Annotated in this window: 10 protein-coding genes and 1 pseudogene; 6 read left to right on the forward strand and 5 right to left on the reverse strand. The window is 45.0% G+C overall.

What is annotated here, in order from left to right:
* Positions 1-620 precede the first annotated feature (620 nt).
* Positions 621-1508 (reverse strand): IS982 family transposase, encoded by an 888-nt coding sequence (locus ACO6UX_RS20705; RefSeq protein ID WP_422450213.1) that lies wholly within the window; start codon positions 1506-1508, stop codon positions 621-623.
* 58 nt (positions 1509-1566) lie between these two features.
* Between ACO6UX_RS20705 and ACO6UX_RS20710 the strand changes: the two genes are divergently transcribed.
* The 3 genes and pseudogenes from ACO6UX_RS20710 to tnpC form a co-directional block, all read left to right on the forward strand.
* Positions 1567-1764 (forward strand): hypothetical protein, encoded by a 198-nt coding sequence (locus ACO6UX_RS20710; RefSeq protein WP_422450214.1) that lies wholly within the window; start codon positions 1567-1569, stop codon positions 1762-1764.
* 16 nt (positions 1765-1780) lie between these two features.
* Positions 1781-2137 carry a hypothetical protein gene (locus ACO6UX_RS20715; RefSeq protein ID WP_422450215.1) on the forward strand — a complete coding sequence of 119 codons (357 nt, stop codon included), beginning with the start codon at positions 1781-1783 and terminating at the stop codon, positions 2135-2137.
* 15 nt (positions 2138-2152) lie between these two features.
* Positions 2153-3094 (forward strand): annotated as a pseudogene (gene tnpC, locus ACO6UX_RS20720) (IS66 family transposase); the annotation flags it as partial.
* Positions 3095-3405: 311 nt separating this feature from the next.
* On the opposite strand, the gene ACO6UX_RS20725 reads toward tnpC, so the two are convergent.
* From ACO6UX_RS20725 to ACO6UX_RS20740, 4 genes are all read right to left on the reverse strand, one after another.
* The gene (locus ACO6UX_RS20725; protein ID WP_422450216.1) at positions 3406-4485 is read right to left on the reverse strand and encodes a hypothetical protein; all 1080 of its coding nucleotides are present in this window, start codon (positions 4483-4485) and stop codon (positions 3406-3408) included.
* 73 nt (positions 4486-4558) lie between these two features.
* On the reverse strand, positions 4559-5683 hold the full coding sequence (locus tag ACO6UX_RS20730) for a hypothetical protein (RefSeq protein WP_422450217.1): 1125 nt from the start codon (positions 5681-5683) through the stop codon (positions 4559-4561).
* A 280-nt stretch (positions 5684-5963) separates the two neighbouring features.
* The gene (locus ACO6UX_RS20735) at positions 5964-7094 is read right to left on the reverse strand and encodes a hypothetical protein (protein ID WP_422450218.1); all 1131 of its coding nucleotides are present in this window, start codon (positions 7092-7094) and stop codon (positions 5964-5966) included.
* A gap of 592 nt (positions 7095-7686) precedes the next feature.
* On the reverse strand, positions 7687-7842 hold the full coding sequence (locus ACO6UX_RS20740; RefSeq protein WP_422450219.1) for a hypothetical protein: 156 nt from the start codon (positions 7840-7842) through the stop codon (positions 7687-7689).
* A 125-nt stretch (positions 7843-7967) separates the two neighbouring features.
* Between ACO6UX_RS20740 and ACO6UX_RS20745 the strand changes: the two genes are divergently transcribed.
* From ACO6UX_RS20745 to ACO6UX_RS20755, 3 genes are all read left to right on the forward strand, one after another.
* Positions 7968-9665 (forward strand): hypothetical protein, encoded by a 1698-nt coding sequence (locus tag ACO6UX_RS20745; RefSeq protein WP_422450220.1) that lies wholly within the window; start codon positions 7968-7970, stop codon positions 9663-9665.
* 265 nt (positions 9666-9930) lie between these two features.
* On the forward strand, positions 9931-10626 hold the full coding sequence (locus ACO6UX_RS20750) for an RING finger domain-containing protein (protein WP_422450221.1): 696 nt from the start codon (positions 9931-9933) through the stop codon (positions 10624-10626).
* A 177-nt stretch (positions 10627-10803) separates the two neighbouring features.
* Positions 10804-11445 (forward strand): glutathione S-transferase family protein, encoded by a 642-nt coding sequence (locus ACO6UX_RS20755; protein WP_422450222.1) that lies wholly within the window; start codon positions 10804-10806, stop codon positions 11443-11445.
* Positions 11446-11551 lie beyond the last annotated feature (106 nt).

Below are 11551 nucleotides of genomic sequence, written 5' to 3' on the forward strand. Positions count from 1 at the left end.
GTTTAAAATCAAAATGTTACCAAGGGGTGGTGAAGGTCGGATAAAATAATTAGTTCCATCCATAGCCATGGCTATGTTCCTGACGAGTATATTTTCTTTCACAAATTACACAGGTGGTAACGAAATTCTCTAAACCATCAAACATCTCTGAAATTGTCGCAGCGATGGAAACGCTGAACTCTCCTAATGAGTGTGGGCCCATTTCCAAACTGGGTAGGCAATAACACTTTGATATCTGGAACTAAGAATCGTTCTTAGCTCCAGAGTAACCATTCGCTAAATCCATTATTCAAGCATCAATAGCCCTGTTCAGCTATCCTTGATAGATGCTTGAAATCACTACGCCTGAATGCACTTTAGAACAATCCTGTACTCCTTTCAGCCTTGTTCAAGTCACTTTGACCAAGCAGGAGTTCATTGACCTCAAATGGCAGGTCAACCACTACCGGGATCTGTGGAAACGGACCCGGGTTCGTGAGCAGGAATTACTGGCCACCATTGCCTTGATGAAAAAACGCGAAGACCGACTTTTGACCCATAGATCAATAAATAATACTACATGGTCGGCCGAAACGGCATTTTTAACAGACGCTCCCTAATCATGCCCGAAAACCGCGTTTTCAAGCAGTTATTAAATTCTCAAACTGAATAGCAGGCTTACCAGCTTGTACATTTAGGAATACACCTACGTTGTAAGCCAGTAACTTGCGGGCCATTCTTGCTGTCATGCGCCACATATTACGGCAGCCACTGTGCTCAATATCGAAATAATGTGCCAACTGTCCAATGACGGTTTCGATTCTGCGCCTGACCCGCATAATCAGTTTGACGAATTTTTTTGGCCGGTTATCTTTCATGTTTTTTTTCAATGGCGTTTGCAGGTCGATACCAACCGCTTCGCAATCCTCTTTGAAAATCGGCTTAATGTAGCCTTTGTCTCCCAACAACAACCCGGCTATCGTTTCTATCAAATCGTAAGCTGCATCTCTCTCGTCAACGTTCGCAGGTGTCAGGCTCAGTGAAACTGGAATGCCCGTCATTGAAATTAACAGATGCCCCTGAAAACCAAAAAACTTCCTGTCTTTTGAAGCACAGTAGCCATAAGCCACTTCGTCATTAAATATTTTCCGACGTTTTGCCCGAACCCGCTTGCAAACCTCTATGGGGAAACCATCAATCAGGTGAACATTATCCCTGTCAGCGCCCAATATTTGCACCAGATGCTCTGTGATTTTTTGCTTCACAGCCCAGAGGTTCGCCCCCTGTGATGCCAGCTTGGTTCTGGCGGGAATGTTTGGAAAAAAGTGTAGCCAGTGTCGTCGAAAATATTTCCAGATATTTTTGTCCTTGTGATGTCCAAGCCATTCACCCACTATTTCAATGGTAATAACCTCGCTATCACTGAGCTTGGGCTCATAGCCACGAGTACGTATAGGTGTGGGAAAAAGCTTTTGGAATAAATCATCAATCAGACAAAAGACATTAATGATAAACTCTTCTTCAGGCATGACTGTCACCGGCTATTAAGCAATCTGTTTTAGAGGGCAGGTTGGTTAAGGTGTAGTCATGCCTTATGTGATGTCAAAAGTCGGCCTTCGCGTGAAAAAGGGTAATAAGGCTGAAGTCGATCAACTCAAGGCGACAATTAAAGAACGCGATTCTCAGCTGAGTCATATGAAACACATGGTCTTTGGCCGTTCTACTGAAAAGAAAAATCGCTCAAAACCCAGTCAGGAAAAGCAAAGCAAAAATACCACACGATAACCGACGACTCGTAAGCGTGGCCAGCAACCTGGTTCCCCAAGCCATGGTCGGAGAAAACATGAGAACGCCGGTGGTTGATCAGGGCGTTGACCTACCCGATAACGAGAAGTGTTGTGCCATCTGTCGCTTGCCCTTCGACCCGTTTCCTGGCTGTGATCATTGTGATGTTGTAGAAATTGAGGTCAGGCCACACAAGAGGCGTTACCATCGCAAGCGATATCGCAAGACTTGCCAATGTCCTGAAACACCCGCAATTATCACCGCCCCATCTCCAGCACGTTTGATTAACAGAGGAACATTGGGAGTTTCTGTCTGGGTTGATTTAATTATCAACAAATATGCTTTTGTTATTCCGGTTAACAGACAGCTTTAGTCGTACAAACAACACGGGCTTGATCTGGCGGCCGGAACCATTATTTCGGGAATGCAAACACTGCCTGCTCTCATAGAACCGGTCGTGGAAGCTTGCAGAGAGCGGGTTTGCCACAGTGATCGAATGCATGCCGATGAAACCCGATGGTTGCAGTGGTGTGATGATTCAGAGGGCAGCCAGAAACATTGGCTCTGGGTATTTGTTTCCGATGAGGCAGCCTACTTCAGCATCAGTAATAGTCGCGCTGTCTCTGTCCCTGAATCAGTTATTGGAGATAGCGAGGGAACCCTTGTCTGCGACCGGTATTCTGCCTACAAGAAACTGGCCAAAGACCATCCATTGATTGTTCTGGCCTTCTGCTGGGCTCATGTCAGGCGAGACTTTATTGCTGCCAGTCGTGGTGACCCGGATTTGGAAAAATGGAGCATTGCCTGGGTAGATAGAATTGCTCGTTTATATTATTTAAACGAGCAACGACTTCTTGTACGGGAAGACCCAAAGCAGTGGCCGACCCGCCAGTTGAGACTGGAAAAACATGTTGAACGCATAGCCTCTCAGCGAGATAAAGAACTGGTACGACCACGGCTGGCTGAAAAAGCGCAAAAGATACTTGAGAGCCTTGTGAACCATTGGGAAGGGCTCTGCCGGTTTATTCAAAATCCGGAAATTCCGATGGATAACAATATTGCTGAACAGACGTTGCGAGGTCTCGTGGTTGGCCGGAAAAACTACTACGGCAGCGGGAGCGACTGGAGTATGGAGCTGGCGGCCTGGTTCTTTACGGTGCTGACAAGCCTGAAGATCTGGAAGATCAATCAGAAGCTGTGGTTGAAGGGCTATCTTGAGGCTTGCATTGCTAATGACCGGAAGCCACCAGAAGATTTAAGCCAGTGGCTACCTTGGCAGATGGATGAAAGTCGTCTCAAAGAATTGCGAATCCATGACCCACCTGGCTGAAAAAAGCTCATCCAAATCCGTAGCCCTTATAAGGCAGGTATTCCTTACCAGTCTGGTAAGCTGGTTTGGTGGGTTCACTGAATAGTTACGCTCCAGATATCAGATGGTATGCATATCATTGATTTCAAGGTAAAAATGACATTTTACCAAATTTTAATGTTATCTTTTATTTTTTACCAAACTTTAGTTAGAAAGTTCTTGGGAAAAACCTCTGAAGAGGCATTTTTTTACCAAACTATAATGTCCTCCGACATCGGGTACTGAATGAATTGCGACGCGTTGAAGCAGAACCGAATTTACCAAATTAGTAGTCAGTTGTAATTCACCTGAGTTTCCCGGTAACTCGGAATGGTTTTCTCTTTCGCGATTATAGTTTTCTTTATGCGGTACTTCCTACAGTTTTCCTTTTGTCGTGCTGCGTAATCAGGATTATTTTGATATTGCTCCCTCTGGCGCTTCTTCTGACGCTCTGCGAAATCGGGATCATTCCGGTAGCGCTCTCTTTGGTGCTGCCTCTGGTGCTCCATGTAAGCGGGATTTTTGTGACGCTCCCTCAGGCGCTCCCTTTCGCGTTTTAGGAGAGCGGGGTTATTGTAGAGTTCTCTTCGACGTTTTCTTTGGCGCTCCCTTGCGCCATCCCTTATCTTCTTTGCGTAAGCAGGATCATTCTTGTAGCGTTCCCTTCTGCGCTCATTCTCCCGTTGTGTGTAAGCAGGATTCTTGCGAAGCTCTCTTTGGCGTTTTCTATTACGCTCCTTCTTGTAGTGCTGTGCGTATGTGGGATCTTTGTGAAGTTCCTTGTGGTATTCGTTAGCATGAAAAGAGGGTTCCGTTGCACAGTCAATCTCTGCTGGGGGAGTGGGTTGTTGATGCTGTACACTTTCTGGTTGAGGGTTAATAATTGCAACGGGTATTGCTGACTCAAAAAAAGCATCAGCAGATTCTTGGTTATACATTTTTTCTGTCGGATGAAGGCTGTTATCAACAACTGATGAGCTTTGCAGGGATAAGGGACTTAAACCTAAAATTGACTGGATCGAAAAACGTTCATTATCAGGAGTATATGTAGGAGCAGGTTTATCATTCAGTGCTTCTGTTCTGACTGGTAAGTGAAGTGGTTGATCTTTTATAGTATTGCTGAAAACGATTACTACTGATCTTTTTTTAAAACGGTAATCATTGAATGGATTATTAAAAGGCACCGTTGGCTGCTGAAGGTGGTTTTTAGTCATCTCATCAGTACACATGGAACACAGAGTAGAGTCTGCTTCTTGAACTCCACGGGAGAAGGCCTGCCCTGATGCACCAGGCTCAGAAATAGTAACATCCTGAACAGAAAGAAATTGATCAGAATCTGCTGGTAATTGAAAGTAAGTAATAAGGCTATGCATTGAAGTATTGAATAACTGAACTAAAGCATAAGATCACGTCCTCTTGTAAAAGTTCCTCCTTGATATTACCCATTCAATATTTATTTGTAACCTTGCATAATTCATGATTAAAAGGATTGGTACATGCGATAGCTACGCAAGCGGGGTCTTTGCGAAGCTCGCTACGGCGCTTCCTTCGGTATTCCCTGAGGTACTCTCTCTGGCGCTCCCTTTTGCGTATCTTATCGTTCTCCAGCTTGGCAGGATCTTTCATACGCTCCTTCATGCGCTTTTTCATGCGTTCTGAGTAACCGGGATCATTCTGGTAACGCTTCCGCATGTTCTCTCTCATGCGCTTCCTCATGCGTTCTGCGAAATCGGGATCATTCTGGTAACGCTCCTTCTGCCGCCTGTTATTGTGTTCAACATAAACGGGATCTTTGAGACGCTCCCTTTGGCGCTCCCTTATGCGTTCTGCGTAATCGGGATCATTGCGATAACGCTCCCTTTGTTTCTCCCTCTGGCGTTTTGCGTAAGCTGAATTATTCCGAAAATGACTCCTTCTTTGGTATGCCCTGATGCGCTTTGAGTGATCAGGATGATTCTGATAGCTCTTTTGGTGCTCAACTGCTGAAGTGTTATTACTAACATCTTCTACTGCCTGGGGCGTTTGATTATCAATTGTCGTCTGGTTCTGGTTTTGCAGGTTAACTACAGTAACTGTCCCTGAATTTTGTGGGTTAGAGAGCATATCAGGAAGATTAGTTAACTGATAATCCGAGGCAGAATGGCTCGCTGGCATTGGCTCGTTAACCTCAAGCTCGCTCCCCAATATGCACAGCAGCTGAGTAAGGTGGGTGTCTGGCGTTGAAAGTGGCGCATCCTCTAAAGGGGTAGTGTCAGAATGACAAAAAGAATATTCATTTCGTCCTGACTGTGGAACCTCAGCAATATCAGTTCCATGAGGGGCTTCCTGATCGGCATGAGTTAGAAAGGCAATATTATATTTATCCAATGAACCAAACGGGCCAGGGTTATTGTTGTCTTTGTCTGATTGACTATGGTACACCTGAAAAGGAGTACTCAGCACCTGAACTGGTATCCCTTGATACGTCGGCTGTTGTTCATTTTGGGCATCCTGGTGCTTTGGTTCTTGTGATCTGGAATAAGGTTCGCCAAAAGCAATCTCGAATGGAAGTAATTGAGTAAAGTGATCCATTGAATTATAAAATTATTGAATTATGTTTTAAGACATTTTCTTTTTGTATTAGTTTCTCTCATAAACACTCTATTCAATAATTATTTCAGCCAAACATAATTTTTTTTATAGCTATTAGTAATATCTTCAATGCGGATGGTTTCTCTCATATCGTGGAAAGCTTTACGATCATCGATCTTGTTTATGGGCACCTCAAAAACTGAGGCACCGTATTAAGAAATGTTGTGATGGAGAGTAATAGTTCGTATCGGGTATCAGTATCACGTTAAGGTGGGCTTTTTTATCTGGCCTTAATCGATTTAATGCGATGCAGCTTAATGGGCATTGTGATGCTGCCCCCGGCAGATCGCACCTTCAGTAACAGTCTTTCGCGTTCGACGCCAAGCAGTTCTCCGCTGAAACGTTTCGACGGTTCGACAGCAACCTCTAACCAGGCACCAATATGATTTGGTAACTCATAGATTGGAATGTCCCTGGACTGCTGGTTCAGTAATTCCGGTTCCTGATTGGTTGCAGGCAGTTCATCAACAAAGAAGTAGGTTTTGGGTGCTTCTCCATGGGCAGGCTGAGATTGCCACTCCTTCTTGACATTTGGGTTGGTATTCCTGGAAGAGGGTTCCGTCATGTCCATATCATCTGAATCCTTTGCCGGGCCAAATTGCCCCGGGGTGATGATTTCAAAGGGAGAGACAGGGCTGTTGTTCACCAGCAGAGTGAGACCAAATGATGAAACCCAGAGCTCAGTGTCATAGACAGAAAAGGCCTGAGGATGGAAGTTGGGGGGGAAATGCGCCTTGATGGTCACTGTGTCAGGATTCTTCAGAAAGTTGATGTAGGCATTTTTCATCGCTTCATTCGGAGCAATGCCTGCTTTATAGAAGTAAAAGCTGTCTGGCAAATTTGTTAGACGGTTAATGTATGCGTCTTTGGAAATACCTGAGCTATTAGCACAATGCTGGCTGCTCATTCTGATCAGGCCCTCGTCCTGGTAGGTCAGTTCAGCATTGGTCAGGGAGGGTAATTGCATAAAGTCGTTGATGACAGGAGACCCTTTTTTGTAAAAGCTTGACTGTAGTGATGCCTTGTATAGATTTGTGGCGCTGATACCAAATCGAACAAACAGTTTCTGATTTTCAGGGGTGTATTTATATTCCCAGAAATGTCTGTCAATGAGTGTATCAATGCCCATCTGTTGAAATTCATTCAGGCCGACAATATATTCAATACCACAGGTAGGTTCTACTATGCTGCCCAGCTCTTGTTTGAGTCGTAACTGGCGTTGATCATTGAATAAGGTATAAAACTCTTCATTACCCTCCAGTGGTAGTTGAATTCCATCATACTGGACGCGCAGGGAATCGGGCAGCTCTGATAGTTCTCCATTGCTGACATCATACACTGTCTTCATCATTGTCAAAGTGCTTGGGAAAACAACGGTTAATCTTTTTATAGTGATTGGGCTTTTGAACGTTTTTTTAGGCGTTAAAGTTATTTTTGTTATTGATACTTTGCCATTTATATGAACATTAACGGTATCAAATTTAACTTCTGCGTAATCAGATGTTACAGGTTTGTATTTGTCTATTGCTTGTATTAACTGGATTTCAGCATAAAATTTAAATCCAAACCATGCGGCAGGAGCAACAAGAAAAAAAGGTATTAAGAATGATTTGATCAAGAAGTTAATCATAGGCTTACCTGAATACGGTATTGCTGCGCAAGGTGATCATCTGATGATGATTCACTCCTTTATAAAAATATGTTCTTGATTTTTTTGTTTATCAAGTAATGGGTGTTTTATTTTTAATTGGCTGTATATGGTGCTGAGCAAGTGTCACATTTTGAATTTTTTCTGGTTTCTGTGCATTGCTTGTCAAAAAAACAAGCGATTCTAATATTTTGTTTTTTCTAATATTGTTATATTCATCGTAAAGGGCTGGCATGTTTTAAACTAACTTATTAATGGACTCTTAACTGAATCAACGTTGATTGAAAAGGATTTTCTATGAACCCTCCAGGCTCGCCGCCATCTGGAACACCCGTTGGTCCTTCAGTGCTTCCACCTCATTCCGGTGCTGGAGAAACAGCCCAGACAGGTCAAACGTCCACCAGTCAAACCGTCTCTCCTCATCATCCAGTCGAAAAGCGCATTCCCACAAATGATAACCCTGTCAGGAGTAGTGGGCTACCTGACAATATTCAGCCAGCAAATGCTCCCGGAGGTACGGTTTCCCAAAATAGACCGGGGGGGGCAGAAGGAATCAAACGTGATCTGAATAAGCTTTTGGCCGATGATAAGCCTCTGGAACAAGGCTTCCGAAAAAAGGAGGAGATGAAATACATAGATGCATCAATAACTGCACTGGAAAAAATCAAGGAAGAAATGAATGGCAAATGGGATCTTTCAAATGACGATTTAAAGGTTGCATTTAAAAAAGCGCACAAGAAGGCCATTAAAAAACTGAAAGAAAATAATTCCAATGATGTCAAAGTAACCTTTAATTTACCCGGTGGGCAACGGGTTCGTTTAATTCCACCTGAGCTGGATAATCTGGATTTATCTGACTTGAAGTCATGGCTGCAGGGATCTCTGGGGTTAGTAAATGAGCTGAAATCAGAAAAGCAGTCTGCTTATGATGCTGGTCTTATCGAGCAGGCAATTACTGATGGTGCCCGGGAATTGAATACTCTTCTTTCCCAGCTGGCGCAGACCGGCTCATCCGAGCAAGAGCTTCTGGGCTTCCAGGCTCGCTATCATGCCATACAATACCCGATTATCAGCCTTTCTTTTGATGGCAGCAGCCAGCATTCTTCCGATAGACCAGAGCACCATAGTACTCCCGAGGCTGTGAAACCAAGTCCTTCTATTAAAATTACCAATGATCCTGAGAGGGCATTGACAGTTCCTGACGAGGGGGATTCAGCTTTTGGGGATGAAAGTCTTGTTGACGCTGATCACTTGAAACGGGTTGAAAGAGCCAGAAAAGCATACAGAGACCTCGGTTATGCCTGGTATCAGCAAGAAAAAAACACCAGTGAAGAAATTCTTGATGACAAAGCGATGTTAATGGCGGAGTTGGAACAACGTTTACAAGGCAAGCCTGAGAGTGATGATGATTCTGGTGTCTCGGTATCTTCCCTGACCAGCCCGCAACGCTCAAATCCTCGCAGACGTTCTGGTGATAAAACGGGAGAACCACCATCATCCGCCCGCAAGTTACAGGTGAAGGATGATGATGGTGTCGGCTTATTCCGTGCATTGTTTGCCTGTTATACCGGAAACGGTGATTGGCAGAATGCGTCGAAAGATCAGGTACGTAAAGAGATAAGAGACGAAACTATGGCTCAACCGATAAAACTGGCCATTGACGTTGCTACCCATAAGTACCTTGAGCTGGATCCTTACAACAATGACGTGATGGACGTTCAAAACTTGTCACAGCGTGCCGTGGCTCAGAAGATCAAAGCGTTGGACGATCAGGGGCTTTTAGTCCAGAAAATTTTTGCCCAGGTGATTCTGGATGGCACGTTCTCTGAACACTCTTTCCGCCGTCTTCCAGAGGTGCTGGGTGTTACCGATTTAATGACCAATGATCCTGATGACCCCTATGCTTTTGAAATGATAGTTTTTTCACAGCTTATTATGAGTGAACTCTGCACGACGCTGGGCGTGCCTGAATCCAATGGTAATGAACGAGGATTTCATAGGCTGAATAGAGGCTTTGGTGTAGTGTTAGACGCTGAAAAAAAGAAGGATGACGATAAGAGAAATAGTGTCAAAGAAGCTGATAGAGCTTCCGGTTTATCTCCAGCGCGGGAAGATACGAAGGTTATGGCCCCGTCAGAGGATAGCATGATACCTGAAACGTCAGGGGATGACGCTTCGAGTGCAGTTAGTCAACCACCTCCACCACCTCCACCACCTCCGCCCGGGAGTCTTGCTGAATCGTTTGAAGATAAAAAATCTACTGACAGTAGATAGACACTCTTTAGCAAAAGAGTTTTGCGCCTGTTAACCCGGATATTTCATAAACAGCGATCCTTGATCTGACCCTGAAACTACATCCGCCTTGGAAATGTCGTGTTCATGGATATCCATATCCTCAGACGAAGTAACCGCAATAATGAATCGCCGTTGAACTATTTCCAGGAAAAAATGTCCAGATGAAAAAGCGTCTGGATACCAGTGGCCAATTTACCCAGTGAATGTGCAACGACGTGCGGCCAACCAAAGCAGGAAAATAGACATGGAAATAAGCTCTGTTCCAGCCAATCACAGTGCGAGTCACTGTTTGATTTGCATGGAAGATTTTACCAGCCAGCCTGGCCATGAAGCAGTTAACCTGAGTTGTCATCATGTCTTTGGCCGATCGTGCATCATTCGCTGGGGAAGCAACAACCCGACCTGCCCTGCCTGCCGGGCACCGCTGGACCTTGATCACATACATGGCAGGAGTATCACCATAACCAGGCGTTTAATCAGAACAGTACCAGCTGCTGCCTCATACCTCAGGACTAACTTTCTGGACAGCCCCTTCGCACTTGGCAGCATGGTCTTTACCACTGGAGGGGGATTGATTAACACCTTTGCTCGATTTCTACCTTATCAGCCGGACGCTGCCTATATGGTCGCGGGTTATTCCATTGGTGGCATCGGCATTTCTCATGTTTTAGCTGGTGCTTCTGCATTAGCCTGTGGTTATACTGCCCTGCCCGTAAACGGTCATCACAGTCTGGCCATTTCCTTGAGCAAGGGCGGAGTCCTTGGCATTGGTGCTGCTGGCCTTGCCGGCTTCTTTGTTGGTGTCTTGGTGCGTTCTGATCATTCCAGCCTTCTTGCCTCTGGTATTAATTCAGGCATCCATGGCATGGCCGGGGGGGTGATGGTCGCAGCCTCTATTAGCACAGTTGCCCTGACAACAGCCATCTACCTGGACTCTTAATTCCTCTCCTGTCTACTGAAAAAGCTGTCTGGAATGAAGCTTTTTGATGTTTTGTTCACTATGCAGAGACTCGTTTTATAAGGGCGGGAAGGGTTCCGGTTTTCTGGATATTGCAAAGGCTGGAGTAAAAGGTAGGATAGCTGTTGGTTGAAAACAATAACTATAGAGGATGTGACCATGAGTAAGCTTTATGGGGTGCCACTGTCGCCCATGGTTCGAAAAGTACTGCTGGCTCTTGAAATAAAACAACTTGACTATGAGTTAGTGCCGGTTACCCCGTTTATGAAACCGGCAGGCTTTGAAAAAATCAGTCCCCTGAAAAAAATTCCTGCCTGGGAAGATGACAAGGTGACGATTGCCGACTCTTCGGTGATCTGTGAGTACCTTGAGGACCGTTATCCGGAACAGGCTCTCTACCCAAAGACACCTGAGGAAAAAGCCAGGGCCCGCTGGTTTGAAGAGTATGCCGATACGGCGATGCTCCAGGTACTGGGAACGGTCTTTTTTGAGCGAGTTGCCAAGAAGCTGATTAACCAGCCTGCTGACGAAGGCAAAGTGCAGGAAGTTTTACAAACCAAACTGCCAGAGATTTGTGCTTATCTGGAATCTCAGGTTCCGGAAACTGACTTTCTGTTTGGAGGGAAGGTTCAATTGGCTGATATTGCCCTGGCCAGCCACTTTATTAATCTCGTCCATGCTGGAGTCCAGATTGACTCTGCTGAGTATCCTGGGCTGGCGGCGTATATTGACAGGATTTTCCAGCATCCAGCCGTGGCGCACCGGATTGCAGAAGATAAAAAAGTGTTTGGCGGTAAGTAAAAAAGATCGCCACCCGTTGCCCGTAAAAGCACAAGCGGTTCTGGCTTTTCGGGCAGCGTCTATAGAAATGTGGAAGTTATTTCAGAGCTGTTTCTTACATACGTTT

This window comes from Endozoicomonas sp. ALB091 (assembly GCF_049310265.1).
GTDB lineage: Bacteria > Pseudomonadota > Gammaproteobacteria > Pseudomonadales > Endozoicomonadaceae > Endozoicomonas.